The following is a 26,173-nucleotide window of genomic DNA, read 5'->3' on the forward strand; positions in this document are numbered from 1 at the left end:
CACTCGTTGACCGTGCAGAAATGTTGATATCCATGGGCCGGATGGGGCAGGTGGGGCGGGTCGCCCCTCTCGCACGAAGTCATCCGGTGACCTACGGGACGTGTCCGCCCCGGGGCGTCGGCGCAGGTTCAGTACGGTGGGCGCGGCACCTTCCCCCAAGCTCTTAAGGACGTGGCCCCTTCCCCCAAGCTCTTAAGGAGCAGGGGGACCCCCAGAGGAGTGCGATGCCCAAGGCGCCGTTGACCCGCACCGTGACCGTCGCCACGTTACTGCTGGCCGTCGCCGCGCTCCTCTGGGCGCTGCCGCGGACCGCCGCCCCCGGCCACGCCGCCACCTGCACCGGGCGCCGGATCACCGCCTGGTCCCCCGATTCCCGGCATACCGCGGAATTCGCCCGTTACGGCGATGACAACACCCGGGTCGACGACTGGACCGGCGGCGACGGCACCCACTCGGTGCGCCTCCCCGACGGCCGGACGCTCTGGCTCTTCTCCGACACCTTCCTCGACCGGATCCAGGAACCGCCCAATCCGCAGGGAGAGCACCGCCGTTGGCGCACCGCCGACACCGGCGGCACCCCGTTCCTGCGGCACAACTCCGCGGTGGTGATGTCCCGTTCGGGCCGGCTGGAGCGCACCCTGACCGGCGGCACCGCGACCGCCCCCGGCCCGTACTTCCCCGACCCGCCCGGCGGCGGCTGGCGCTGGCCGGTCCGGGCGAGCGTGGAGCCCCGCGGGCCGGGATCGGACCGGAAAGTGGTCCGGGTCCTGCTGTGGAACCGCGCCCCCGGCACCGGACCGTGGATCTTCGGCATGCCGCACAGCACCGAGGTCGCCACGCTCTCCCTCCCCGGCCTGCGCCTGGAAGGCATCACCCAAGCCGTCGGCCCGACCTCCGCGGACCCGGGCCGGCGCGTCCTCTACGGTGCGGCGGCGGTCCGCGACGGCGACTGGACCTATGTCTTCGGCAGCGACGACCCCCCGTCGGCACCGGCCTCCAGCGCCTATCTCGCACGGGTCCCGGCCGGGCGGCTGGGGGACCGCGGAAGCTGGCGGTTCTGGGACGGTGCCCACTGGCAGCGGCGGGCCGGGCGGGCCCGGCCGGTGCTGCGGGACGGCGGCCCGCGCGGCGTCGGCACCGCCTTCACCGTCGTCCGCGACGGCCCCGCCTGGGTGTTGATCACCATGGACACCGGGGGCGGCGGCGCGGCCGGGATGCGGGCCCTCACCAGCTACTGGTCCTGCTCAGCCCGCGGCCCCTGGCACGGACCGAACGGCCGGGTCACCCCACCCCGCCCACCGGCCCCCGATCCCCAGCACCTCGCGGTCTACAACCCGCAGGCGCACCCCGAGTTCACCGCCGACGGCGCGCTGCTGCTCAGCTACGACATCAACTGGCTCGGCCCGCCCGGCGTCCCGGCCGACACCCGCCTCAACGGCGATGTGGACCTGTACCGGCCGCGCTTCCTGCGGGTACGGCTGGGCCCCGTCGGGCCGTGAGTCGCGGCGCGGGTCCGGCGCCCAGCTTCTTCAACTCCCGTGCTGCTCCCGCCACTTACGGGCCACCTCGTCGAGGTCGAACGGTACGAGGTTCAGCGGAGGGCCTTCGAGCGGGGTGCGCAGCGCCGCGCGGATGCGCTCATTGACCGGCGTCAGGATGCGGCGCAGGGCCGCCTCGGTGGGGGCGGCGGCCGCGGCCTCCAGGGCGTCCTCCGTCTCCTTGCGCAGGGCGAGGCTCGGCGGCAGGTAGGAGAGGTGCTCCCGGCTCATCTTGTCCTTGATCCACCACATCTCGTCATACGGCTGATCGAGGTGGGGGAGGGGCTTCCCGGCACCCGGGAGGCCGGCGAAATCGCCGCGCTCCGTCGCCTCCCGGATCTGTCTGTCGATCCAGCTCTCGAAGCTGACACCGGGGGGTTTGCGCTCGGTCATCGCGTGCGTCTCCCGAGGATGCAGGGGCCGGTCGGCCGCTTCCCCGGGCGGTGTGCCGGGCGGGCCCGTACCCACCTTCACGGTAACGCGGAGCCGGGGCGGTACGGGCGGGCGCGGCGGTTCAGCCGGTCGGGCCGGGCTCCGGACCGGACTCGCCGGTGGCGGACCCGTCCGTACCGGGCTCACCGGTGTCCGGCCGCGCTGTACTGGACGGCGGGGTCGGGCTCGGCTCGACGACGGGGAAGGCGTTGTTGCCGCCGCACACCATGGGGCCGATCCGGTCGGTCTCGCTCGTCAGCGTCACGGCGACCTCCCCGGACGGCTTGTTCCCGGGCACCCGGGCATTGGCCGCGGTGCACACCAACTGGTTCAGCGACCCGGAGTCCAGCCGCGCGGCGGACACCGGCAGGCTGATCACCACGGCGCCCTCGCGGGTCTCGGCGTGCGGCATGGCGAGGGCCTTCGACAGCACACTGGTCAGGCCGCGCATCCGCTCCGCGTGATTCGGGCCCTTCATGAGCAGCTGGAGGGCCGTCTCCGGGTCGGCCGGTTTCTCCGCCGGCCGGGTCGCGGAGCGCAGCCCGGACGGACCGTAGAAGAACAGCTGGACATCGGCCTCGGGCTGGCCCGGCGACCGCACGCCGCTGGCGGGTTCACCGGCGTCGATGACATCGGTGGGCGCGATCCCGCAGCCGGTCAGCGCGCCGGACAGGGCGCAGGCCAGTGCCCCGATGACGGCACCTCCGAGGACGAGCCGCCGGGCCCGCGCCGCACGCAGGGTGTTCCGGACGTTGCTGACGCTCATATGTGGCTCTCCTGTGCGGGCTTTCCGGCCTCGGGGTGTGCGCCGCCCCGGCTGTCGTCCGGTGTCTCGTCGGCCTCCCATGGGCCGTCCGGTGCGTCCGGTGCCCCTTCGGCCGCCGCGTCGTGCGTCCCGGCGTGCCGCAGCGGCAGATCCACCGTGAACACCGCACCGCCCTCGGGGGAGTTGGCCGCGCGCATCACGCCGCCGTGCAGCCTGACGTTCTCCATCGCGATGGCCAGACCCAGGCCGCTGCCCTCCGAACGGGCCCGGGCGGAGTCCGCCTTGTAGAAGCGCTCGAAGACATGCGGCAGGACCTCGGGGTCGATACCGGGCCCGCTGTCGGAGATCTCGATCAGCAGCCGGTCCGCGCCCGGCTCCGGGGTGTGCAGCCGCACCCGGACCGGCTCGCCGCCGTGGTGCAGGGCATTGCCGACCAGGTTGGCGACCACCACATCGAGCCGCCGCGGATCGAGCCGGGCCCGTACGCCGGCCGGCAGCTCGGCCGTCACCCGCTGCTGCCAGGCCCTGGCCTGAAGGGTCTTACGGATGGTCTCGGCGACGTCCACCTCGTCGAGATGGAGCGCCGCGGCCCCCGCGTCGAACCGCGAGACCTCCATCAGGTCCTCCACCATCCGCGCCAGCTTCCCGGTCTCCTGGCTGATCAGCCGGACTGCGGAGGCGGTGTCGGGGTCGAGGGAGTCGGCGTCCTCGTCGAGCACATCGGTGACCGCGGTCATCGCCGCGAGCGGGGTCCGCAGCTCGTGCGAGACATCGGCGGCGAACCGCCGGGCGTTGGACTCCAGCCGGCGCAGCTCGGCCATGCTCTCCTCCAGCCGGGCCGCCATGTCGTTGAACGTCCGGGACAGATCGGCGAGTTCATCGGCGCCCTTGACCTCCAGCCGGGTGTCCAGCTTGCCCTCGGCGATCCGCCCGGCGGCCTGCCGCAGCCCCCGTACGGGCCGGAGCACCCCGCGCGCGGCGAGCAGCGCCGGGATCACGGTCAGCACCAGCACCGGCAGCGCACCCCGCTGGGCGGCGCTCACCAGCGCCTCGACATTGTCCTCCTCGGCGTACAGCGGGAGCTGGGCATAAACGGACAGCGCGGAGGCCTCGCCGTCGGTCTGCCGCACCGGCATCCCGATCAGCAGCCACGGATCCCCGCCACGGTCCACCCGCTGGAAGACCGGCACATGGCGCTTCTCCACCGACTCCTTGAGGCCGGCCGGGATCACGACATCGCCGCGCAGACTGCCGTCACCGCTGTCCCGCACACCGCGGTAATGCACCGAAATGTCCCAGTCCCGGGACTTCCCGGAGCGCTCCAGCTGGACCCGGAAGGAGTCCAGGTCGGCCTGCGAGGGCGGCACCGGGAGCTCCGGGGCCAGCGAATTGACCTGCGCCCGCAGATCGTTGACGGCGATGTCCTGGGAGCGCTGGAGGATCGCGTTCCGCGCCTCCTGGTAGGTCAGCAGCGCGGTGGTCAGCGCACTGACGGCCGCCACCACCAGGAATCCGACCACGAGCCGGGCCCGCAGCCCACGCAGCAGCTGGGGATTCCCGCGCCCGAGGCGGGGGAGGTCCGCCCAGCGGCGGGGGCGCTTCACAGGGGTCCGAAGCGGTAGCCGAAGCCACGCACGGTCTGGACGTAACGAGGGCTGCGCGGGGTGTCCTCTATCTTCGTCCGGAGCCGCATGACACAGGCGTCCACCAGCCGCGCATCGCCGTGGTAGCTGTGCTCCCACACCTGCTCCAGCAGCTGCTGGCGGCTGAAGACCTGCCCCGGGGTGGCGGACAGGAACAGCAGCAGTTTCATCTCCGAGGGAGCCAGCGCCAGGTCCTGGCCGCCCTTGCCGACCACCAGGCCGGCGCGGTCTATGGCCAGTTCGCCGTAGGTCTCGACCGGGGCCGGGCCCGGCTCGGCGGCGGCCGGTGTGCCCTCGGCCGGCAGCGCGGTACGGCGCAGCACCGCACGGATGCGGGCTTCGAGGACCTCACCGCGGGCCGGCTTGACGATGTAGTCGTCGGCCCCGGCCTCCAGTCCGAGCACCACATCGAGGTCGTCGCCACGGGCGGTGAGCATGATGATCGGCAGCTGCCGCTCGGCGCGGATCAGCCGGCAGACCTCGAAGCCGTCCTTGCCGGGGAGCATCAGATCCAGCAGCACGATGTCCGGGCGGAAGCCCGGCAGCACGTCCAGGCCCTCCTCGCCGCTGGCCGCGGCGGCCACTTCATGGCCGCGCCGCCGTAGCGCGAGGGTCACTCCGTCCCGTACGGCGGCGTCGTCCTCGATCAGAAGTACACGTGGCATGGGACCAGTATCAATAAGTTTCATGATGGATCGGTAACAGGAGCAGCCTCCTCGATCTCTGACGCATCTTCCGTGGTGCAGGGCGGTGCGGATGCAGCACCCACCGCCGTCGGACCGCAGACGCGCAGGGTAAGAGGGACGGGATCGGGATGGCACGGGGCTTCGGTAAAGAGAGCGGCATCATCGGGGTGGCCGCGGCGGCTGTCGTGGCACTCGGCGTCGCGGGGACGCTCGTCTTCTCCGGAGCCGGTACGGACTCCAGCGCGGCGGACGCCGCCAAGCAACCCAAGAAGGCGCCCCGGGCCGCACCGGTCGACCCCTCCATCGTGCACGCCTCGGACCGTCCCGGCCGCAGCCTGAACATCACCATCGACGACGGCCCGGACCCGACCTGGACCCCGCAGGTGCTGGACGTCCTCAAGCAGCAGAACGTCAAAGCGGTCTTCTGCATGATCGGCCCGCAGGCCAAGGCACACCCCGACCTGGTCAAGCAGGTGGTGGCCGCGGGGCACAAGCTCTGCGACCACACCATCGACCACGACACCACCATGAATCACAAGCCGGAGAGCTTCCAGTCGCGGCAGATACTCGACGCGCAGCAGATGATCGAGAACGCGGCAGGCGGCACCCAGGTCGAGTACTACCGCGCCCCCGGCGGCGCCTTCACGCCCTACAGCCGCAAGCTCGCCGCGGACCACGGCATGCGCCCGCTCGGCTGGAACGTCGACAGCAAGGACTTCGAGGGCGGCACCGTCGACATGATCGACAACACGGTGCGCAATGAACTCTCCAACGGCCCGACGGTCCTGTTCCACGACGGCGGCGGCGACCGCTCCCGGACCGTCGAATCGCTGAAGCGGCTGCTGCCGTGGATGAAGCAGCAGGGTTACGGATTCGGGTTCCCGAAGCGCTGATGCGTGCCGTATGGATCAGGGCGGCCTCCGGGCCGCCCTGATTGACGTTTGGGGGGCGACGGTGCCGCCGCCCCTCGCACCGCCCCATGCCGCCTATGCCGCGCCGAACAACTCCGCGAGGCCGCGCTCCAGACCGAGGTGCACCGGCTCGGCGCCGGCGGGCACGGCCGCGTAGGAGCGGGCGAGGAACTGCCGTACGTCCTCGGTCCGCAACTGGACCATGGCGATGCCCTCGTCCGCGTGGAACTCCATCACCGTGCGGTCCGGCCCGGACGGCAGCACCCGCACATCACCCCGCCCGGCCGGCACCCGCAGCCCCTCGTCGAGCAGTTCGCGGGCGAACGCCCAGTCCACCGCCGAGCCGTCCAGCGAGATCTCCGGCGGGAAGGACATCCGTACGGCCAGCGGATCGGCGGGCTGATAGTGCAGCACCGCGGGTACCGCGTGCGGGCCGGGGGTGGTGGCGATGAGGCGGACCTGGACGGCTTGGTCGATGACGGGGTCCATCGCGCTGCTCCCTCACGGCTGTCGGATCATGGGCAAAGGCTCGTCCAGTAGGACGGTGTGCCCAGCCTCGTCGTGCACGCGACATGGGTGTGAGGTATCTCATGTTGCGGCGGTGGTGGTTTCGTGCAGCGTCGAGGCGTGTGTGCAGGTCACGGCGCCTCCGGGCGGGAGTGGGCCGGATGCCCCGGCTGCCGCCCGAAGTTGCGGGGCGGCTCCCGCCCCGGTCCGGCGCGAGCGGCGGCCCGCCGTCGGGGGACGGGCCGCCGTCGTAGGCGCCGGCTGCCGTGTGGGGCTACCGCCGCCCTGTGCCGGCTCTCGTGGCGGCGGCAGCCGCACCACCACCCAACTGCCCCTGAAAAACCGCCCGTTCTCCTGGCGACGGCCCTGCCGCTACCGCGACCGCTGTCCCGGCACAGGAGCCGGTCCGGGGTGCACCAGGAACTCGTCCAGGATTCCCGGGGCCGCCGTCATGGCGAAGCCGGGGGCGTCGGTGGCCGGGAGGTCCGGGATGCGGTAGCCGTCCTCGCCCGCCGCGACCGCCGCGGTGAGCGTGACGAGCCCGGCCCGGCGGGTGAACGGCGAGGTCGAGAACGTCCAGGCGGCGATGGCATCGCGCTGGAGGGCGACGGTGTCGCGGCTGAAGGTTCCCGAGCGGGCGACCAGATACCGGCCGTCCAGACCGTGCCCCAGATTGCGGTAAGCGTCCCGGGCCAGCCACAGCGACAGCGCCGTGGTGACCAGCGCGTAGATCCAGGCGCAGTGCAGCAGGACGGGCGTGAACGCCGCGCCGAGACCGGCGAGAACGGCGGTGCCCGGCAGGACCACGAACAGCAGACCGCGCACCCGCCGCCGGCGCAGCGCGACCCGGGGGTGCGGGGTCAGCGCCGCGGGCGCCGCGCTGCCGGGGAAGGGTGAGCGCAGGGTGCCACCCGCCACCCGCAGTGCCTCCGCGCGGGGCGCCGGCGGCAGCAGCCCGCTGCGCTTGCGGTTCTCCTCGCGGTTGCCCAGCCCGCCCGCCACCGCGCGCACCAGCGCGCCGCCGCCGGCCCGCAGCAGCAGCGGTTCGCGCAGCACCACGCCGCGCAGCCGGGCCCGTTCGATGGTGACCGCGCGGGTGGTGAGCAGCCCGCGGCGCACCCGGAGCGTGCGCGAGTCGGTCCACTCCAGGCAGTAGCTCCACCAGTTCTCGACGTACAGGACGACCGCGCCGACCGAACCGAGGGCGAGGATGACCAGCAGCGCCGCCGGGATCGTCAGCCAGAGCGCACTGGCACCGAATTCGGTGAAAGCCTGCTGGACGAGGCCGATTTTCCAGGGCTCGATGCCGATGCCGTCCAGGGCCCGGTAGGCGCCCCCGGCCACCACGAAGACCCCGCCGATGACCCAGAAGGTGAGCGGCGCATAGCGCAGCCAGCGCCAGCTGATCCGGGCCACCACCGGGTCGTTCGCGACCGCCTCGGCATCGGCGTAGGCGAGCAGCTCCGTGCGCAGCCGTTCCGCTTCGGGGACCGCGAGCGCCTCCAGGGACAGCTCGCTGCTGCCGTCCCCCGAGCCGGCCGTACCGGCTCGCAACACGGTGACGCCCAGCACCCGGTGGATCGGTGTCGCGGTCAGATCGACGGTGCGTATCCGGTGCAGCGGCACACTGCGCAGCCGCCGGGTCAGCAGCCCGCTGCGCACATCGAAGGTGGGGGAGGCGCCGCCCGGTCCGCTGCCGGGCCGGGGCATGGTGATACGGAAGTCCGTACGCGCCCACCGGATCAGGCCGAGCGTGGTGAGGACGGCGAACGAGGCGGTGAGGGCGGCGAGCGTGATCCAGGCTTCGATGCTGATCCGGCCCCCGGTGGCCAGCGCCGTCAGCGCCAGCGAACCGAACGGTGCCGCCATCCAGCCGCAGTGCACCAGAAGGGTGCGCGGGTCCAGCCGCCGCCACGGCGTCTCCTCCAAGGGGGCGCCGGGCGGGTCGGCGGGCCCGGACCCGGCGGACGCGCCGGGGTCGGCTCCGGGCGCGCCGGGCTCCCGTGGCGTGCTCATGCGGCATCACCCGGCACGTCCTGCGCGGCCTCGCTGATCCGCTGGGAGAGCTCCTCGGCGTCCGCGTCGGACAGCCCGGCGATCTTGATGTCGCCCGCGGTCGAGGCGGTGGTGACGGTCACCGTCGCCAGCCCGTACCGCCGCTGGAGCGGCCCGCGCGCGGTGTCCACGGTCTGTACCCGGCTCAGCGGCGCGATCCGCCGCTTCTGCCAGAACCAGCCGCCCGCCGCGTAGACCGCCTGGCCGCCCAGCTCCCAGGCGTGCACCGCATACCGCCACCGCGGCATCACCAGGAGATAGCCGAGGGCCGGCAGCACCAGCACGACCAGCAGCAACGGGCCGAGCCAGGGCAGCGCGCCCGGGAAGAAGAGCAGGGACAGCACCGCCATGGTGAGCGCGGTGAGCAGCATCGGGCCGCTGAGCGTCAGCAGCGCCTGGAGCGTCCACCAGCGGCGGGCCCGGGGATCGACGCGGTGGCGGGGTGGTCGAAGCAGCGGGGCGGCGTGCTCGGGCATGGGGTCACCGGTTTCCAAGTCAAGCGTATTGAGTAGCGATACGTTATAACGGTACAAGCGACTTGTAAAAGCGGGCCCGGTCCCCGGAAGCGACCCCGCGCGCGAGGAACCGCGCACCGTACGAGGGAGGTCATCCGTGCCCAAGAAGGTGGACCACGAAGCCAGACGCCAGGAGATCTCCGAGGCGCTGTGCCGGATCGCCGGCACCCGTGGCCTGGACGGGGCGAGTCTGCGCGATGTCGCCGCGGAGGCCGGTATCTCGCTCGGCCGGCTACAGCACTACTTCCGCACCAGGGACGAGATGCTGCTCTTCGCCCTCCGGTACATCAACCGGCTTGCCGGGGACCGGATCAGGGAGCGCATCGAGGCGCTGACCGAGGAGCCGACGCCCCGGGAGGTGCTGCGTGCCTGTCTGTCGGGCATGCTGCCGCTGGACGACAGGAGCCGGATCGGGCTGCTGGTCAGCGCCGCGTACTACGCCCGCGCCGTCCATGACGGGGCCCTGCGTGCCGAGGCCGAGGACGGCATCCCCCGGCTCCGCGCCTTCTTCGCCGACCAGCTGCGGCTGGCCGCGGACCGCGGCGAACTGCCGCCGGAGCGCGCCAACGAGGACGAGGCGATGCTGCTGATCAGCGCGGCCGACGGGCTCGCCACCTACGTCCTGCTGGAGGTGCACAGCCCCGAGACCGCCCTACGGCTGCTGGACCTGCAACTGGCGAATCTCTTCGGAGCGGAGCGGACGGCGGAAGCCGGGGCGGCGCGGGCGGTGAAGGCTGCGGGGGGCGTGCAGTGAAGCCGGCCGGGCGGGGGAGCGGGGTGAAGTGGTGTGGGGCCGGAACTCCGATCGAGCTCCGGCGTCGGCGGGGTGCGGTTGCCGGCAGGGTGTGGCTGCCGACAGATGTGGTTTACGCCTCCCGCAACAGGGCGGCGAGATCGGCCTCGACGTCCAGGTGCCGCGCCTCCTCGCCCTGCGCGACAAGCTCGTACGACCGCGTCAGAAACGCTCTCAGCTCCTGCGTCTCGAACTGCACCACCGCCATACCGCCGGCGGCGTGGAACTCCACCACCACGGCATCGGCGTCGTACGGCCAGATCTGGACGTCGCCCGCCCCGGCGGGTCCGCACAGGCCCTCCTCCAGCAGTTCGCGCCCGAACGTCCAGGTCACCTCCGCCCCGTCCAGCGAAGCGGCGGGCGGAAAGACCAACCGCACCGCGAAGGGGTCGGCGCGGTCGTATCGCAGGCTCGCCGGGATCACCTGCGACCGGGGAGCGGTCGCGATGAGACGGGCCTGAACGGCTTGGTCGATGACGCTGGACATCGCCGGCTCCCTTGTGTTCGGTGCGGTTCATTTGATTCTTCGACCACTAAGACGCACGGGTCATCGCGCCAGGTGCATTGGATTCCTACGTGACCTGCATCACGGGCCTTCGGATGTACGTATTTGCCCTCTTTGTTGGCCGCCCGGGACCCATGACCGGCCCTCTTGGGCTCAACTTGACGTGCCGTCAGGCGTAGCGGCATGCCTCGACTGCGGCCCCACGGCCACCGAGGGCTCACCGGTGGGTGCGGGCAGTGACGGGGAAGGTCACCAGCAGCGCGGGGCGGCGGTCTGGACGGGGCGGTCGGGCTGGGCTAGCTTCCAGCCCAAAACCAGAGCGGGGTGGGGCGAAATGCGGCACACGGGACGTTTGTTGTGTCTGGGATCGGATCAGAGGAAGGGCCGGGGTGCGCGTCGACGCGGTGCCGGACGCCGGGCGGCCCTCACGGCCGGTGCGGCGGCCCTCGCCACGCTCGCGGCCGGCGCCGTGGCCGTGGCCCGGCCGGCGAACGCCCCCATGGACGCGACCCCTTCCCCGGCCTCCTACGGCACGGCGCACGCCCCGGCCCCTGATCCGCTGACGGCGGCCTCGCTCACCACCCCGCACGCCGGCTGGCGGCTCAAGGACAGCGGCAGCACCGCCCGCTTCCGCGGCCTGGCCGCCGTCAGCCGTACGACCGCCTGGGCCGCCGGCACGGCCGGCACCGTGCTGCGCACCCAGGACGGCGGCAAGCACTGGCGCACCATCTCCCCACCCGATGCCGGGGGACTGGAGTTCCGCGACATCGAGGCGCTCGATGCGCGCCGCGCGGTGGTCCTCGCGATCGGCGAGGGCGCGGCCTCGCGCGTCTTCCGTACCGAGGACGCCGGCGCCACCTGGACCGAAAGCTTCCGCAACCCCGACCCCCGGGCCTTCTACGACTGCCTGACCTTCTTCGACCGACGGCACGGCATCGCGCTCAGCGACCCCGTTGACGGCAGGTACCGCATCCTGTCCACCGGGGACGGCGGCCGCAGTTGGCGGGTACTGCCGTCGGACGGTATGCCACCGGCCCAGCAGGGCGAGGCAGCGTTCGCTGCCAGTGGCCAGTGCCTGGTCTCCTCCGGCAGCCGTGACGCCTGGATCGCGACCGGTGGTGCGGCCACCGCCCGCGTCCTGCACACCGCCGACCGCGGCCGTACCTGGACGGCCACCGATACCCCGCTGCCCGCGGGCGACCCGGCGCGCGGCATCTTCGCGCTCGCCGTCCGCGACCGCGGCCACGCCCTCGCGGTCGGCGGCGACTACCGCCCCGACCAGCCCTCACCGCACGCCGCCGCGGTCAGCGACGACGCCGGCGCCACCTGGACACCGGCCGCCGCACCCCCGAAGGCGTACCGCTCCGGCGCCGCCTGGCTCCCGCACTCCCGCCGCCTCGCCCTGGCGGTCGGCCCGACCGGCAGCGATCTGACACTCGACGGCGGCCACACCTGGCACACCTTCGACACCGGCTCGTACGACACCGTCGACTGCGCCCCCGACCTGGGCTGTTGGGCCGCGGGCGAGAAGGGGAGGATCGCCCGGCTGGAGTGGTGAGGGCGGGGGTGAGGTGGGGCCGGGGCGGTCGCGGGGCGGTAGCGATTCGGTGGCGTGGGGCGGTTCGGGTGCCGGGCGATTCGTGGCGGGGAGGGGGCGGGTGCTTCGGTCAGGCGCCCGCCGGGCGGGGGTGGCCTCCGGGCCCAGCGGGAACGCGTGGCCCGCTGCCCGCTGCTGGCCGCCCCGCCGCCCGCCGTCTGCCCCGGCCGTCCGCCCGCCGCTTGCCCCGGCCGCTGGCCGCCGGTCGCCCGCCCCGCCGCCCGTCGGCCTCAGTCCAGCAGGCTGCCGAGCCGTCCCTCCAGGACCACCAGCAACTCACCGAGCCCCGTGGAGAGTTCCTCCTGCCGCTCGGCACCGATGCCGTCGAGCAGCGACGCCTCGTACCGCAGCTGTTCGGGCAGCAGCCGGTCGATGGTGTCGCGCCCCTCCTCGGAGAGCGAGAGATGGCTGACGCGGCGGTCCCGGTCGTCGGGGCGGCGGACGATCAGCCCCCGTTCCTCCAACTGCCGTACGCGTTTGGTGACCGCGGCACCGGACGCGAAGGTCTCACGGGCCACCCGCCCGGGGGTCAGTTCGCGGTCCATCCGGCGCAAGGTGCCGAGGATGTCGAACTCGGGCCGGGTGAGTCCGGCCCTCCGCAGCGGTGCGTCGGCCGCCTGCTGAAGCAGCGCGGAACAGCGGTTGAGCCGCCCGATCACCGCCATCGGGCCGGTGTCCAGCCCGGGGTGCACCTGCTGCCACTGGCGCAGCACCCCCGCGACGATGTCCTCGGTCACCCGCACTCTCCTCTCGGCCGTGCCATAGGCACCCAATTGTGCCTGCCGTACGGTGCCGATCGGGCGCATGGGTCAGGCGGCAAGTGTCGGCGCCGCGAGCCGCCGGACGAGACCGGCCAGCGCGCGGTGACCTCGCTGTTCGGCGTGGGCGATCCGTTCCTCCGGAACGGCCCGCTGCCACCACTCACCGGCCGCGACCTCCACCGCCTCCCGGAGCTCGACCAGACATCCCGCCAGCCGGTCGCGGGCCCAGCCGAGTTCCCGGGCCTCGTCCACGCCGGTCGCGGGCCCCTCGCCGAGCAGCTGGGACGCGACGGCCTCCGCGGCCGCGGCCCGCTCCAGCGCCACCTCGATACGGTCCGCGGCACGCCGATTGGTGACCAGAACGCAGCAGGCCAGACCCACCGCCGCCCCCACGACGGTGTCGAGCCAGCGGTCGGCGATCAGCGTCGTCGCTGGCACCTGACTGCCGAATTCGGTCAGCAGCAGCGCCATCGGGGTCACGCACACCGAACCGAGCCAGTAGTTGCGGGTGATGGTGGCCTCCGCGCCGAGCTGACAGGCCAGCGCGACCGCGATCATCGCGAGCGGTCCGAGGTGCATCAGCGGCAGCAGCGCGGTGTAGAGGAGCAGCCCGAGCAGATTGCCGAGGGTGCGCTGAAGTGCCCGCTGCCAGGAGAGCGTGGTGTTGGCCTGGTAGATGGAGGCCGCCGTGACCACGGCCCAATACGGATGCCCGACCCCGACAGCCATCGACGCCCAGCCCGCCAGTACACACCCCACGGCGACCCGCGCGCCGATGGGCAGCAGCGGTGACCCGGGCGCCAACCGGGCGAGCACCGCCCGCACCCCGCGCGGATGACCGGGCGCGGGCCTCCGCGGCCCCGGCGCCTCCGCGGCGACACCCGCCAGCTCCTCGGCCTCTGCCGCGGACAAGGCCACCTCGGGCAACGGCCGCCCGCCCCGCAGTTCACGCGCCCAGCCACCGAGCCGATCGGCCTCGGCCCCCGCTTCGTACGGCGCGGTCCGCTCGGCCACCTCGCCGGCGTGCTCCGTACTCCCCAACGCCGACTCGGCGCGTACCAGCAGCCGTTCGAGCCCGGCCCGCGCCGCGGCCGTGTCCGGGGTACGCATCGGGACCAGGAACAGCGTGTGCCAGGCGGCGTTCACCGCGGCCGCGGCGGCATGGCGGGCGTGCGCGACCTCGGCCGCGGTGACTTGGCGGGTGTACGCGACCCCGGCCCCGGCGGCATGGCGGGCGTGCGCCACCCCGTCCGGTGCCCCGCCGTCGGTGCCCGCCTCCGTACGCAGCAGCCGCGCGGCGGCCTCCAGCGCGCGGGCGACCACGATCCGCTCGGGCCCCTGCGGCCGTATCAGCGCCGGAGCCATGCAGACCAGCCAGGCGAGTGCCCCGGTGCCGAGTGCCAGCGCCAGGTGCTGGGGCACCTGCCCGAGGTGCTGCGGCACGAAGAAGGCCGACGCGGTGACAAAGGTCAGGATGAGATTGCCCGGCGGGCCGATCCGCGTAGCGTCACAGGCGACCTTGTGGACCGCGGCGACCAGCGACGCGCACACGACCAGCAGCGCGGTCGAGGCGATCAGCGATGCGGCGGTCAGCGCGACGCCGAGGCTCGCGACCATGCCGAGCACCACCCACAGCAGCGTGCGGGCACGCGCCGCATACGGCAGACCGTGCGCATACAGGGCACACATCGCCCCCGCCGAGGTGTACAGGATCAGATCCAGCCGCCCCAGCGCATACAGCGCGAGGTCGGGAACCGCCAGCGCCACCAGCGCGCTGAACGCCGGCTTGTGCCAGATATCGACGGGCCCTCGCAGCCGCACCGCACCCCTGACCGACAGCGGCCGGGCACGCACCACGGCCCCTGGGGCGTCATGCGCACTCTTGCCGGGCGGGTCGGCGTGCTTTCCCATAGAGGGAACATTAGAAGGTGTTTTACTCGTGAAATATAGGAGCCGGGTGGCGGGCGGGAGGTGGGGTGGGCGGCCGGCGAGCGGGAGGGCGGGGGTGGACGAGTGGGATTCCGTCGGGGCGGGGCGGGCGGCAGCTAGTGGGCGAACGGGAGGTGCGTACGAGAGGAGGCGCTGGCCGGCGACCGGCGGGAGGAAAGCGATCGACGAGCGATCGACGAGCGGGCGACCAGCGGGGTGGGGCGGAGGGTGACAATGGCCGGGTGCCAGCCGCCAAGAAGAAGACGACGACCGCGAGCGCCTCGCCCGAGCGTCGCCGCGAACTGCTCACCATCGCGGCGGAGGTCTTCGCCGCACACGGCTACAACGCCACCACCGTCCGCCGCATCGCGGACGAAGCCGGCATGCTCGCCGGCAGTCTCTACTACCACTTCGACTCGAAGGAATCGATGCTGGACGAGATCCTGTCCAGCTTCCTGACCGAGCTGTGGGACGGCTACGACGCCGTACTCGCCGCCGGTCTCGGCCCCAGGGAGACCATCGAAGCCCTGGTCACCGAGTCCTTCCGGGAGATCGACCGGCATTGCGCGGCCGTCGCCATCTACCAGAAGGAGTCCAAGCACCTCGCCGCCCAGCCCCGCTTCGGCTACCTCGCCGACTCCCAGCAGAAGTTCAAGAAGGCATGGCTGGGCACCCTGGAACGCGGCGTGGCTGACGGGGCGTTCCGTGCGGACCTCGACATCCGGCTCACCTACCGCTTCGTCCGCGACACCGTCTGGGTGGCGGCGAGCTGGTACCGGCCGGGCGGGCAGCACAGCCCCGAGGAGATCGCCCGCCAATACCTCTCGATGGTGCTGGACGGCATCGCCGTACGCGCCTGACCCGCTCTTCGTTGGGGGGGGCGAGGTCCCGGCAGCGATCGCGGTCCTGGCGGCGGGCGCGATCCCGTCGACCGCGGCGCTCCGGCCCTTCGGCTGCTCCACAAGTCCTTCGGCTGCTCCACGGTCCTTCGACTGCCGACCGCGGCCCGGCCCTTCGACCGTGGGCCGCTCAGCAGGAAGTGTTCTTCACGAACAGGGCCCGCGGCGCCCCGGTCGTGCCATAGCGGATGTCCTTGGTCGTGCCCTTGGGAAGTCGGCCCTGGGGGTCGCGGTGATGCGGGACGACGATGGTGAAGCATGAGGTCCGCTGCGTGCACAGATTCGACAGGCGGACGTAGCGCTGGTGGCCCTTGTTGAAGTACTTCCGCACCTTGACGCACTGCGGCGCGCGGCCCGCGGCGGACGCTTCCGAGGCGGTGGCCAGGGTCAGCGAGGCGCTGCACGCCACGGTGGCCAGTGCTATGGCGATGATCTTCCGCACGTGATCTCCCCCGTTGAAAACCTTGGAATCCCCTCGCGAACTCCTACCGTGTTCGCACGTTCATTCCCCATTGTCCATACCTCCCCAATGGAAATCAGCCCCGGGGGCCACACAGGGACACAAGCGCTACATACCGGCAACCCTTTCGGAACAGGGGGGCCGGCCGGGCTACAACTCGTCGATGCGCAGATAGTGCAGTGCGCGGAGGGTCAGCTCCGCCACGTCCTCCGGTTCGTCCTGCCAGGCCCAGTGCTCCATGGCGACACTGATGCCGTCGAGCAAGGCGCAGGCCAGGAGGCGTACCTCCATGCTGGTCTCCGGTGCGCCCTTGCGCGCCGCGAGCACCGGCACCAGCTGGTCCTGCATCTCCCGCCCCGCCGCGAGCCATCGCATCCGAATGGCCGGGACGGTGCCCATGACCCGCACCAGCCGGCGGGCCTGTTCGCGGTCCGCGAGCTGCCGGGCCGCGGCCGACGACGTGAACGACGCCTGCACTGCGCTGCTCAGCGGTTCATCGACGGGGCGCCTCGCCAGCTCCTCGACGAGCACACCGACGCTGGACGTCATGACGGGTGTCAGCGCGTCCTCCTTCGCCGCGCAGTAGCGGTAGAAGGTGCGCAGCGAGATGCCGGCCCCCGACGCGATGTCCTCGACCGTCGTCGCCTCGTACCCCTGGTCCGAAAACAACGCCGCCGCCGTCTCGGCGATCTCCAGCCGAGTCTCCTGCCGCCGCCGCTCCGTCAACGATGGTCTACCTCGCGCTGCCGTCATCCACCTCTCCTGATCGTCCGGCCGCCATGTCTATCAGGAGCCATTTTCTGTCACAGACCAGCTTTCTGGCACGTCATGCCAAAAAATCGCTATGGTGGTGCCGCCCGGACCACCGGCCCCCACGTGCCCTTCGCCGGCGCTCTACCGATGTCCCCTTTCGCCCCGCCCCCCGAGACCGCCCACGCCGAACGCGCATGCCAACCCGCTCACCGCACCGACGGGTGGGTGACGACCACTGCCCCGACGAGAACGGCCCGCCGCACGGAGCGGTCCACCGACCAGAACTGCCCATCTGCCAGAACGGCGCGCTGCACGGAGTAGTCCACCGACCAGAACGGCGCGCCGCACGCAGCGCCGCGTGTCCATGAACCGGCGCGCCGCAAGGACCGGCGCATGCCCATGAACCGGCATGCCACACGGACCGGTGCCCCCATCCGCCCACCGAATGCCCTGCGTTCGGCACCGACCACGCGTCCGCACCGACCACGCTTTCCGCGCCAGCCATGAGTTCCGCGCCAACCATGAGTTCCGCCCAACCACCCGACCCGCATTAACGGTTCAACGGTTCGACCCGCACCACGGGCGATAACCGACCCCGACCCCGGCCCCGAACCAGAGCCAAAACGAGAGCCAAAACACAGCCCGCACCAGAACCCGCACCAGAACCCGCACCCGAACCATCGCCACAACCTGAACGCGTCAGCGAAGGAGCCGACCATGCCCACGCCGGTGCCCATGCCCCGTACCTACCTCGTCACCGGAGCCGCCTCCGGCATAGGTAATGCCACCGTGGCCCACCTCCGCGAACAGGGCCACACCGTGATCGGTGCCGACCTCAAGGACACCGACATCTCCGCAGACCTCGCCACCCCCGACGGCCGTAACCAACTGGTCAACCGTGCCCACGAGTTGACCCACGGCCGACTCGACGCCGTGATCGCCTGCGCCGGCCTGGCCCACTTCATCCCCCGCACCGTCCAGGTCAACTACTTCGGCGTCGTCGCCACCCTCGAAGGGCTGCGCCCGCTGCTCGCCGCCGGTACCGACCCGCGCGCCGTACTCCTCTCGTCCGTCGCCTCGGTCCACCCGGCCGACCAGACCATCGTCGACGCGGCGCTCGCAGGCGACGAGGAGGCAACTGTGGCCGCCGCCCAGGCCGCCGTCGACCGTGGGGAGGGTTATGCGATCTACGGCGCTTCCAAGCAGGCGATCACCCGCTGGCTCCGCCGTACGGCCATCTCCGACGACTGGGCCGCCGCCGGTATCCCCCTCAACGCCGTCGCCCCCGGCACGACCGTGACCCCCATGACCGAGCCCATGCTCACCGACGCCGCAACACGTAAGGCCATCGACGCCGGCATCCCCATGCCCCTGCACGGCCACGCCCGCCCCGAACAGGTCGCCCCACTGCTCGCCTGGCTGACTTCCCCCGAGAACACGCATGTCACCGGCCAGGTCATCTTCCTCGACGGCGGCGCCGACGCCATTCTCCGAGGAGACAACACCTGGTAACCACCAACCAGGAGCCCCGACTGCGCCCCGGGTTACGCGTCGCCCCCGGGCGAAGCCCAGTCACACGGCGGACGGAAAAGTGGCTCCCCGCGACGCGTCCAACGGAAAGGTCTCTCCCCGCGACGCGCCAGGGGAGCTTCGTCGTGCGGCGGGCCCGGAAGCCTAGTCAGGCGGCGGACGGAGGAAGCCCCACCACACGCACCCGTGGGAGTCCCGTCACGTGGCGGGCCTGGGATGCCCCGTCACGCGACGCACCGGGAAAGTCCTGCCGCACGATGTACCGGGGAAGCCCCTCACCAGGCGCATCGAGGAATCCCTGCGACGCCGCAGATCGGCCCTCTCGCGCGGGCGGACCAGGGGGCCCTGTCACAAGCCGCACCCCGAAGCCCCACACGCCAAGGCCCCCCGGGCAACGCCGCCGCGTCGCCTGCCCTGCCGCCCGGGGCCGGTGTGTCACTCGCTAGCAGGCGGGCGGGCGGTCACCACCTTCAGGCCCCGGTCCGTGAATTCGCGGCGGGTTGCCTCCTTTGCTCCGTTGTCCGTGATGAATGTGTCAAAGACATCCGCGTCGCCGACCCGGGCGAAGCAGCGCTCGCCGATCTTCGACGAGTCCGCGACGACGACGGCACGCCGGGCACGCTCGGCCATGAGGCGGTTGACCCGGGCCTCCGCCTCGTCGTGCACCGTCGCCCCCATCATCGGGTCCATGCCGTTGGCCCCGATGAAGGCGATGTCGATGGAGATCTGCTGAAGCAGCAACTCACTGAACGGGCCCACCAGTTCGAACGACCGCGAGTGCGCGACCCCGCCGGTGAGCACGATCTTGATCTGCGGCCGCACGGCCAGCTCATTCGCGATGTTGAGGGAGTTGGTGACAATCGTCAGGTGCGGTTGTGGTCCGGCCTCTGCAAAGTCCGGACGGGTGGCGAGCACCCGGGCGATCGCCGTGGTCGTCGTGCCACCGCTCAGCCCGACCACGTCACCCCGCTCGACCAGCTTCGCCGCGGCTTTCGCCACCGCCTCCTTCTCCTCCGACCGGTGAGCGTGCTTGTAGCGGATCGGCAGGTCGTACGCCACCGAACTGAGGACCGCCCCGCCCCGGGTGCGGGTCAGCAGTTGCTGTTCGGCGAGGGCGTCCATGTCGCGCCGCATCGTGGCGGCCGAAACCTCCAGCGCGGTCGCCGCCTCCTCGACGTCCACCCGGCCTCGGTCCCCGAGCAGCTCGAGCAGTGCGTTCATCCGTTCATGGCGCTTCATGGCGCGAGCCTAATTCGTTTCGGCACACCACGGTGACCCGCGGTAGAGGTCCCGCAGACACCGCTGAACACCGCCGAGACCGCCGGACACCGCCGAGGCAGGGGGCCGCGGGCCGGGTGGGACACCATGCCGGAATCCGGCGCAGGGGTTCTGTCGTCATGGTCTCGCCATGAGCCCGTCGCGGCTCGTCACGGCCTGTCACGGGGTGTGGCAAGGGTGGACATGGAGTCCACGGGCTCAACCCCGAGCACGTGCCTGGGTCGCGTACCGGCCCGGGACCGTCGCCGGAGTGCTCAGCACACCCAGCAGCCTCGCCGCTTCCTCGGCCACCGCCTCCCGGGCCGGCTTGACGTACTTGCGGGAGTCGACGAGCGAGGGATCGGCGCCCAGTGTCCGCCGTATCGAGTGGGTGAAGACGGAGACCAGATGTGTGGAGATATTGATCTTCGTCATTCCGGCGGCAATGGCGCGGCGCAGCTCCTCATCCGGCACACCCGAAGAGCCGTGCAGGACCAGCGGCACCGGCAGAGTGGTGCGCAGCGCCGTGATGAGGTCCTTGTCCAGTACGGCCGTGCGCTCATGCATCGCATGTGAGGATCCGACGGCCACGGCGAGAGCGTCCACACCCGTCGCGCGGACAAAGGCCAGGGCCTCGTCCGGGTCCGTGCGTACCCCGGGCGCATGGACTCCGTCCTTGCCGCCGACCTCGCCGAGCTCGGCCTCGACGTAGGCGTCGCGTTCGTGGCACCAGGCGGCGAGGTCGGCGGTGGTGGCGACGTTCTCCTCGTAGGGAAGAGCGGAGGCGTCCACCATGACGGACCCCACCCCGGCGGTGATGCCCTGACGAACGAGGTCCGCATCGGTGATGTGGTCGAGGTGGACCGCGATCCGGGCCGTGGAGTCCTCGGCGAGGGCGAGCGTGGCGCGGGTGATGGGCAGCAGGCTGCCGTGGTAGCGGATGCAGTTCTCGCTGATCTGAAGGATCAGTGGGATACCGGTGCGCTCGGCGGCGGTGACGAGCGCCTCAGCGGTTTCCAGATGGATGACGTTGAAGGCCGCGGCACCGACCCGCGCCTCACGCGCGGCGTCGACGATCGATGAGGTCGGAACGAGTGGCATGGGATGCCGGCTCCCTTCTCCCTTGCGGGCAGGGCTGGTTGAGGGGGTGAGGTGGCGGCTACGAGGCGGCCGGCGTCTCGAGCATCACCGAACGGGTCAGGCTGCGCGGGTTGTCCGGGTCCAGGCCGCGGGCGCGGGCTCGCTCCAGCGCCACCCGCTGGACCAGCACCAGATCCGCCAGCGGATCACGCGCATGGTGTACGAAGCGCGCACCCGTCCGCGCCACATCGGCTTCCAGGCCGTCCGGCGCCTGCCCGAAGAGCCAGGTCACCCGGCCGGGTGCGGCTATCGCGATCGGACCGTGGCGGTACTCCATCGCGGGGTACGACTCCGTCCAACTCTGCGATGCCTCCCGCATCTTGAGCGCCGCCTCATTGGCCAGACCGAACGTCCAGCCGGAGCCGAGGAAGGAGAACTGCTCGGCCTCCACCCACTCCTTGTCCACCGGCGCGGCAAGCGCCTCCTCCGCATCGGTCACCGCCCGGGAGATGTCCTCGCCGAGGTGCGCGCGCAGCAGTGTCAGCGCCGTGGTCGCGAAACGCGTCTGCACCACCGACTTCTCGTCGGCGAACGGCAGCGCGACCGTCTCGTCGGATAGCGCCACCGCCGGCGTCTCGGGGTCACCGATGATCGTCACCGTCGGGATGCGCCCCTTGACGGCGTCGAGTACCCGCAGCACCTCGGTCGTGGTGCCGGAGCGGGTGATCGCCACCACCGCGTCATAGCCGCGGTCGCTGCCGAGGAAGGCCTCGGAGGCGGCGAACGGATCCGTCACGCCCTGTCCGGCCGCCTCGCGGAGCGCCGCATACGACTGGGCCATGAACCACGAGGTGCCGCAGCCGACGACGGCCACCCGCCGGCCGGCTTTCGGCAGGGGCCCCGCCGCTGCTCCGATCCGTGCGGCCTGCCGCCAGGTCTCCGGCTGGCTGCCCAGCTCCTGCTCCATGTACGAGGTCTCGCTCATGGCCCACCCTCCCGTGATGCGGCAATGGAATGAAAAGTGCTTGCGTGAAGCTGCACTTTTTCGCTTCGTTGCAATCGACTGTACGCAGAAATCTGATCGCGATCCATCCCTCGTACGAGTGGATGCACCAGGGGGGAGCGCGGGAGTGAGGGCCTGGGGTGAGTCGCTTGGGTGGGGCGGAGGTGGGCTTGGTGTGGGGTGGGTGGATGGCAGGGAGGGGTGAAGGGAAGTGTTGACAGCTGCGTGAAAGGCGCCGAATACTCGCATGATCAGTCATGCGTGCATCGGCATGCAGCAAGGCCCGCTCCGCCGCACAGAGGACTTCCCATGTCCATTGCCACGCTCTCGGCGACGCCTCCGCCGCCGTCCTCCAAGACCACACACCGCACCGGCAGGCTGTTCGCGCTCACCGGCGCGGTCGTCGGCGTCATCTATGGCTACGACACCGGCAGCATCTCCGGCGCCCTGGTGTTCCTGAGCAAGGACTTCCATCTCACCGAGGCAGAAAAGGGCCTGGTCAACAGCATTTTGGTGTTCGGCTCCATCGTCGGCGCGCTGATCGGCGGCAAACTCGCCGACGCCCTGGGCCGTAAGGCGGCGATGCTGATCGTGGCCGGCTCGTACGCCGTCTTCGTCGCCCTCTCCGCGGGCGCACCCAACGTCGTCGTGCTGGACATCGTCCGCTTCCTGCTCGGCGTCGCCATCGGGATCTCGATCGTCGCCGCCCCGCTCTATGTCGCCGAATCGACCCCGGCACGCATCCGCGGAGCCTCCGTCGCCGCCTACCAAGTGGCCACGGTCGCGGGCATCGTGCTCACGTACTTCGTCAACTGGGGGCTGTCCGACGGCGGGCACTGGCGCTGGATGCTCGGCCTCTCCGCGGTCCCCGCCGCGCTCGTCCTGATCCCGCTGCTCCGGCTGCCGGACACCCCGCGCTGGTACGTCCTCAAGGGGCGGACGGAACGAGCCGTTGAGGTCATGGCCATGACCGACCCCGATGTCGATCCGCGTGCGGAGGTCGCGGCCGTGGAAGCCGCGCTCGCCGAGGAGAGCGGCGGCTCGGCACGCTCGCTGCTGCGGAAGCCCTATGCGCGCGCCGGGGTCTTCGTCGTCGGCCTCGGATTCTTCTGCCAGATCACCGGTATCAACGCCGTGACGTACTACAGCCCGCAGATCTTCGAGGAGATGGGGTTCACCGGCAACGGCCAGAACTTTCTGCTGCCGTCATTCGTCCAACTCGCCTCGCTGGCCGCGACGGTGCTCGCCATCCTCATCATCGACCGGCTCGGCCGCCGGGTGGTGCTGCTCTCCGGCATCGGCACGATGGCCGTCATGCTCGCCGTCCTGACGGTGGTCTTCGGCGCGGGCGAGCTCCAGGGCGCGACGACCTGGGTGGGGTTCGCCGCCATCCTGCTGTTCACCGCGGCCTTCAACTTCGGCTTCGGCTCGCTGATCTGGGTCTATGCGAGCGAGGCATTCCCCGCCCAGCTGCGCTCGACCGGCGCCTCGGTGATGCTCACCGCCGACCTGGTCGCCAATCTACTGATCGCCCAGTTCTTCCCCTCGCTGATGACCTGGGCGGGCGCGGCCCGGACCTTCGCGGGCCTCGGTGTCCTCGCCCTTGCCGCCCTGGTCTTCGCCGCCGTCACCGCACCCGAGACCAAGGGCCGTCAGTTGGAGGAGATCCAGGACTACTGGCGCAACGGGGGGCGCTGGCCCGAGCCGGCTGCGTCCACTGCCGCAAGCCCCCGCTCGCTCGGTGATTCGGCGGTGCCTCCGACCACGACGTCGTAGCTGTCGGGGCTGGGCGCGACTGGGCGGGGCTGTCGGGAGCGGTGCCGCCAACAGGGCGTGAGGGCAATGCTCGGACTGCCGGATCGCCGGTGGTCCGAGTGCCCCCGGCGACGCGCTTCAGGAGGGCAGCTGCTCCCGGTACCGCTCCAGTGGTGGCGCGGTCGTCGTCGCCACGAACTCCGTGATCCGGTACGCACACACCCCGGCGAGAGTGAACGGGTCCTCGGAAACGATCCGCTCGACGGTGGCACGGTCCATCCCGGCCGCGAGAATCACGCCTCCGTCCCGTGGGACCTTGCGGCCGGCGGCGAGGAAATGCCCGGCGGCGTACTCCTTCTGAAGCCATTCCACATGCTGCTCGAGGACGGCGTCGACGCGTTCGAGGGGCGCGGTGTAAGTCAGTTCCAGTACGAACATCACTGCAATATAGAGGAGGTGCCGGCGGGGCCCGCCCTTTCGGGGCGGCCGCTCCCGCCACCGACCGGGGTGGGTGCCGGGGTCAGGCCGTCGGCAGGTCCGGGCGGCGGCGCCCGTGCCGCGTTGCGCTTTCGTAGGCATGACCGGCCTGGAGGACGGCGAGATCGGCGCGCGGTGGACCGATGAGCTGGAGCCCCACGGGCAGGCCGCCCGGGGTGAATCCCGCGGGGACCGAAAGGGCGGGTACGCCCAGGACCGAGATGAGGTAGGCGGACCGCATCCAGTCCAGATAGCTGTCCGTGCGGCGGCCCGCCACCTCGCGCGGATACTCCAACTCGGCGTCGAACGGGATGACTTGGCTGACCGGGGTGAGGAGCAGGTCGTACCCGGAGAAGAATTCCAGCGTGCTGAGGTAGAGGCGGCTGTGGGTCGTGGTGGCCGTGTGGAGGTCGGCCATGGTCAGCCGGCGGCCGTGTTCGATGTTCCGGACGATGCTGGGTTTGAGGGCCTGCGGGGCGGAGTCGAGCAGGCCACCGAGGACGAGGTCGAAGCTGTGCGCCCGCAGCGTACGGAAGGTCTCATCGGCGCCGGCGAGGTCCGGGCAGGCGGTGTCGACACGGCAGCCCAGCTCCTCCAGGACCCTCAACTGGGGCTCCAGAACGGCGAGCACTTCCGGGTCGGCCGGTGCGTATCCGCCCAGGTCGGGTGCCCAGGCGATCCGCAGCCCGCGCAGGTCGCGGTCGAGTGGCACACGGAAGGCTGCCCCCGGGGTCTCCAGGCTGAGGGGGCAGCGCGGGTCCGGGCCGGCCATCGCTGACAGCAGCAGCGCGGTGTCGGCGACGGTCCGCCCCATGGGGCCCGGGACCGACAGGGTGTCCCAGAGGTCGCTGCCGGGAGGCGAAGGGACGCGGCCGGGCGTCGGCCGGAGCCCGACGACATTGCAGAAGGAAGCGGGGTTGCGGAGCGAGCCGCCCATGTCGCTGCCGTCCGCGAGGGGCTGTAGCCCGGCCGCCAGCGCCGCGGCGGCGCCTCCACTGCTGCCGCCCGCCGAGCGGGTGAGGTCGTACGGATTGCGGGTGGTGCCGAAGACGGCGTTGAAGGTGTGCGAACCGGCGGCGAATTCGGGGACGTTGGTCTTGCCGAGGCGGATGGCGCCCGCCTGCTGGAGCCGGTCGACCAGCAGATCGTCGTCTTCCGGGACATGATCGGCGAAGAGCGGTGAGCCGTGTGTGGTGCGCATACCGCGGGTGAGGCGGGTGTCCTTGAACGCGATCGGCAGTCCGTGCAGAGGCGGCACGGCGGCGCCGCGGACGAGTCGCTCATCGGCCCGTGCGGCCGCGGCGATGGCGCCCTCCGGGTCGAGGGTGACGATCGCATTGATGGCCGGATTGACCCGCTCGATGCGGTCCAGATGGGCCTGGACGACCTCTCGGGCGGAGATCTCGCGGCGGCGCAGCCGGGCAGCGAGGTCGGTGGCATCGAGCTCGTGAAGCGGGTCGGGCATCAAGGACCTCCGGGGGTGTCAGGACGGCAGGCGTCGGGGGAGCGGGCAGTAGGACTCTTCCCGGCGGGCGACATCCGAGCCGCAGCCCTTGAGCCGATCCGCCCGGTCGTGGGCTCGATCACCGGTTCGGTAGCGTTGCGGGCATCATGGACACTCCCGGAATGATCTCCTGCGACGACGAACTGCGGCACTGGCCGGCCGACGAAGCCCAGGCGCGTGCGGTGCAGGACCGGTTGCGGCCCCATGTACGCCTCGATGAGGCGGGTCCGGAACCGGGGTTCGAGGGGACTGTGGTGGGGGTGGATGTCGCCTACGACGATGAACGAGACGTTGTCGCGGCGGCCGCCGTCGCCCTGGACGCCCGCACCCGCGCCGTCGTCGACCGGGCCACCGCCGTCGGGCAGGTTTCCTTCCCGTACGTCCCGGGCCTGCTCGCCTTCCGTGAGATCCCCACCGTGCTCGCGGCTCTCGGCCGCCTCGCCCGCACTCCCGACCTGGTGGTCTGCGACGGCTACGGGCTGGCGCACCCGCGCCGCTTCGGGCTCGCCAGCCACCTGGGGGTGCTGACCGGACTGCCCACCATCGGCGTCGCCAAGAACCCCTTCACCTTCCGGTACGCCCCTCCTGGCCCGGAGCGCGGCGCCACCTCGCCGCTGCTGGACGGGACCGAGGAGGTGGGACGTGCGCTGCGTACCCAAAAGGGCGTCAAGCCGGTCTTTGTCTCCGTGGGGCACCGCACCAACCTCGACCGGGCCTGTGCGCACACCCTCCACCTGGCGGCCGATTACCGCCTTCCGGAGACGACCCGGGCCGCCGACGCACTGTGCCGGAAGGCGCTCGCCGACGCGTAACGGCG

The 26,173-nt window shown here is 71.7% G+C and carries 25 protein-coding genes; 8 read left to right on the plus strand and 17 right to left on the minus strand.

The annotated features are described in order from the left end of the window. Window positions 1-224: 224 nt before the first annotated feature. On the plus strand, window positions 225-1,499 hold the full coding sequence (locus AC3EUV_RS01815) for a DUF5005 domain-containing protein (protein WP_435601954.1): 1,275 nt from the start codon (window positions 225-227) through the stop codon (window positions 1,497-1,499). A gap of 30 nt (window positions 1,500-1,529) precedes the next feature. On the opposite strand, the gene AC3EUV_RS01820 is transcribed toward AC3EUV_RS01815, so the two are convergent. The 4 genes from AC3EUV_RS01820 to AC3EUV_RS01835 form a co-directional block, all read right to left on the minus strand. Further along, the gene (locus AC3EUV_RS01820) at window positions 1,530-1,931 is read right to left on the minus strand and encodes a DnaJ family domain-containing protein (protein WP_435601956.1); all 402 of its coding nucleotides are present in this window, start codon (window positions 1,929-1,931) and stop codon (window positions 1,530-1,532) included. Between the two features lie 121 nt (window positions 1,932-2,052). Further along, entirely contained in the window at window positions 2,053-2,736 is a 684-nt protein-coding gene (locus AC3EUV_RS01825; RefSeq protein WP_435601957.1) for a hypothetical protein, read from the minus strand. Further along, the gene (locus AC3EUV_RS01830) at window positions 2,733-4,340 is read right to left on the minus strand and encodes an ATP-binding protein (RefSeq protein WP_435601958.1); all 1,608 of its coding nucleotides are present in this window, start codon (window positions 4,338-4,340) and stop codon (window positions 2,733-2,735) included. Before AC3EUV_RS01830 ends, AC3EUV_RS01825 begins: the two co-directional genes overlap by 4 nt. Further along, a complete protein-coding gene (locus AC3EUV_RS01835; protein ID WP_042161105.1) occupies window positions 4,337-5,044 on the minus strand; it encodes a response regulator transcription factor in 708 nt (235 codons plus the stop codon). The genes AC3EUV_RS01830 and AC3EUV_RS01835 overlap by 4 nt, the downstream gene beginning before the upstream one ends. Window positions 5,045-5,193: 149 nt before the next feature. On the opposite strand from AC3EUV_RS01835, the gene AC3EUV_RS01840 reads away from it, so the two are divergent. Beyond that, entirely contained in the window at window positions 5,194-5,958 is a 765-nt protein-coding gene (locus AC3EUV_RS01840) for a polysaccharide deacetylase family protein (RefSeq protein WP_432140573.1), read from the plus strand. Window positions 5,959-6,051: 93 nt separating this feature from the next. Here the strand turns inward: AC3EUV_RS01840 and ssgD (AC3EUV_RS01845) are convergent, their stop codons facing one another. The 3 genes from ssgD (AC3EUV_RS01845) to AC3EUV_RS01855 form a co-directional block, all read right to left on the minus strand. Then, entirely contained in the window at window positions 6,052-6,465 is a 414-nt protein-coding gene (gene ssgD / locus AC3EUV_RS01845) for a spore wall synthesis regulator SsgD (protein WP_435601959.1), read from the minus strand. Between the two features lie 390 nt (window positions 6,466-6,855). Continuing rightward, on the minus strand, window positions 6,856-8,499 hold the full coding sequence (locus AC3EUV_RS01850) for a PH domain-containing protein (protein ID WP_435601960.1): 1,644 nt from the start codon (window positions 8,497-8,499) through the stop codon (window positions 6,856-6,858). Next, window positions 8,496-9,014: a PH domain-containing protein gene (locus AC3EUV_RS01855; protein ID WP_432140576.1), complete on the minus strand. Its 519-nt coding sequence runs from the start codon at window positions 9,012-9,014 to the stop codon at window positions 8,496-8,498. The genes AC3EUV_RS01850 and AC3EUV_RS01855 overlap by 4 nt, the downstream gene beginning before the upstream one ends. A gap of 136 nt (window positions 9,015-9,150) precedes the next feature. On the opposite strand from AC3EUV_RS01855, the gene AC3EUV_RS01860 reads away from it, so the two are divergent. Then, complete coding sequence (locus tag AC3EUV_RS01860; protein WP_435601961.1) at window positions 9,151-9,807, plus strand: TetR/AcrR family transcriptional regulator; 657 nt, start codon at window positions 9,151-9,153, stop codon at window positions 9,805-9,807. 112 nt (window positions 9,808-9,919) lie between these two features. Here AC3EUV_RS01860 and ssgD (AC3EUV_RS01865) read toward each other — a convergent pair whose 3' ends face one another. Then, on the minus strand, window positions 9,920-10,333 hold the full coding sequence (gene ssgD / locus AC3EUV_RS01865; RefSeq protein WP_435601962.1) for a spore wall synthesis regulator SsgD: 414 nt from the start codon (window positions 10,331-10,333) through the stop codon (window positions 9,920-9,922). Window positions 10,334-10,850: 517 nt separating this feature from the next. On the opposite strand from ssgD (AC3EUV_RS01865), the gene AC3EUV_RS01870 reads away from it, so the two are divergent. Beyond that, the gene (locus tag AC3EUV_RS01870; RefSeq protein WP_435601963.1) at window positions 10,851-11,909 is read left to right on the plus strand and encodes a WD40/YVTN/BNR-like repeat-containing protein; all 1,059 of its coding nucleotides are present in this window, start codon (window positions 10,851-10,853) and stop codon (window positions 11,907-11,909) included. A 269-nt stretch (window positions 11,910-12,178) separates the two neighbouring features. On the opposite strand, the gene AC3EUV_RS01875 is transcribed toward AC3EUV_RS01870, so the two are convergent. Then, window positions 12,179-12,685: a MarR family winged helix-turn-helix transcriptional regulator gene (locus AC3EUV_RS01875; protein WP_432140580.1), complete on the minus strand. Its 507-nt coding sequence runs from the start codon at window positions 12,683-12,685 to the stop codon at window positions 12,179-12,181. Between the two features lie 72 nt (window positions 12,686-12,757). Then, complete coding sequence (locus tag AC3EUV_RS01880) at window positions 12,758-14,620, minus strand: FUSC family protein (RefSeq protein ID WP_435601964.1); 1,863 nt, start codon at window positions 14,618-14,620, stop codon at window positions 12,758-12,760. Window positions 14,621-14,880: 260 nt separating this feature from the next. Here AC3EUV_RS01880 and AC3EUV_RS01885 point away from each other — a divergent pair, with 260 nt between their 5' ends. Continuing rightward, window positions 14,881-15,498: a TetR/AcrR family transcriptional regulator gene (locus AC3EUV_RS01885; protein ID WP_435601965.1), complete on the plus strand. Its 618-nt coding sequence runs from the start codon at window positions 14,881-14,883 to the stop codon at window positions 15,496-15,498. Between the two features lie 169 nt (window positions 15,499-15,667). Here AC3EUV_RS01885 and AC3EUV_RS01890 read toward each other — a convergent pair whose 3' ends face one another. Continuing rightward, complete coding sequence (locus AC3EUV_RS01890; RefSeq protein ID WP_432140583.1) at window positions 15,668-15,979, minus strand: hypothetical protein; 312 nt, start codon at window positions 15,977-15,979, stop codon at window positions 15,668-15,670. 168 nt (window positions 15,980-16,147) lie between these two features. Beyond that, window positions 16,148-16,750, minus strand: a complete 603-nt coding sequence (locus AC3EUV_RS01895) for a TetR/AcrR family transcriptional regulator (protein ID WP_488187946.1) — start codon at window positions 16,748-16,750, stop codon at window positions 16,148-16,150. A 717-nt stretch (window positions 16,751-17,467) separates the two neighbouring features. Here AC3EUV_RS01895 and AC3EUV_RS01900 point away from each other — a divergent pair. After that, window positions 17,468-18,262 (plus strand): SDR family oxidoreductase, encoded by a 795-nt coding sequence (locus AC3EUV_RS01900; RefSeq protein ID WP_432140585.1) that lies wholly within the window; start codon window positions 17,468-17,470, stop codon window positions 18,260-18,262. A gap of 453 nt (window positions 18,263-18,715) precedes the next feature. On the opposite strand, the gene AC3EUV_RS01905 is transcribed toward AC3EUV_RS01900, so the two are convergent. The 3 genes from AC3EUV_RS01905 to AC3EUV_RS01915 form a co-directional block, all read right to left on the minus strand. Beyond that, a complete protein-coding gene (locus AC3EUV_RS01905; protein ID WP_432140586.1) occupies window positions 18,716-19,519 on the minus strand; it encodes a DeoR/GlpR family DNA-binding transcription regulator in 804 nt (267 codons plus the stop codon). Between the two features lie 237 nt (window positions 19,520-19,756). After that, window positions 19,757-20,638 carry a class II fructose-bisphosphate aldolase gene (locus AC3EUV_RS01910; RefSeq protein ID WP_432140587.1) on the minus strand — a complete coding sequence of 294 codons (882 nt, stop codon included), beginning with the start codon at window positions 20,636-20,638 and terminating at the stop codon, window positions 19,757-19,759. Window positions 20,639-20,696: 58 nt separating this feature from the next. Beyond that, window positions 20,697-21,602, minus strand: a complete 906-nt coding sequence (locus AC3EUV_RS01915; RefSeq protein ID WP_432140588.1) for an SIS domain-containing protein — start codon at window positions 21,600-21,602, stop codon at window positions 20,697-20,699. 327 nt (window positions 21,603-21,929) lie between these two features. Here AC3EUV_RS01915 and AC3EUV_RS01920 point away from each other — a divergent pair, with 327 nt between their 5' ends. Then, window positions 21,930-23,396, plus strand: a complete 1,467-nt coding sequence (locus tag AC3EUV_RS01920) for a sugar porter family MFS transporter (RefSeq protein WP_432140589.1) — start codon at window positions 21,930-21,932, stop codon at window positions 23,394-23,396. 117 nt (window positions 23,397-23,513) lie between these two features. Here AC3EUV_RS01920 and AC3EUV_RS01925 read toward each other — a convergent pair whose 3' ends face one another. Further along, entirely contained in the window at window positions 23,514-23,813 is a 300-nt protein-coding gene (locus AC3EUV_RS01925) for a YciI family protein (RefSeq protein WP_432140590.1), read from the minus strand. Window positions 23,814-23,895: 82 nt separating this feature from the next. Next, the gene (locus AC3EUV_RS01930; protein WP_435601966.1) at window positions 23,896-25,317 is read right to left on the minus strand and encodes an amidase; all 1,422 of its coding nucleotides are present in this window, start codon (window positions 25,315-25,317) and stop codon (window positions 23,896-23,898) included. A 146-nt stretch (window positions 25,318-25,463) separates the two neighbouring features. Here AC3EUV_RS01930 and AC3EUV_RS01935 point away from each other — a divergent pair, with 146 nt between their 5' ends. Next, entirely contained in the window at window positions 25,464-26,168 is a 705-nt protein-coding gene (locus AC3EUV_RS01935) for an endonuclease V (RefSeq protein WP_435601969.1), read from the plus strand. Window positions 26,169-26,173: the final 5 nt, after the last annotated feature.

This window comes from Streptomyces sp. bgisy130 (assembly GCF_057708345.1).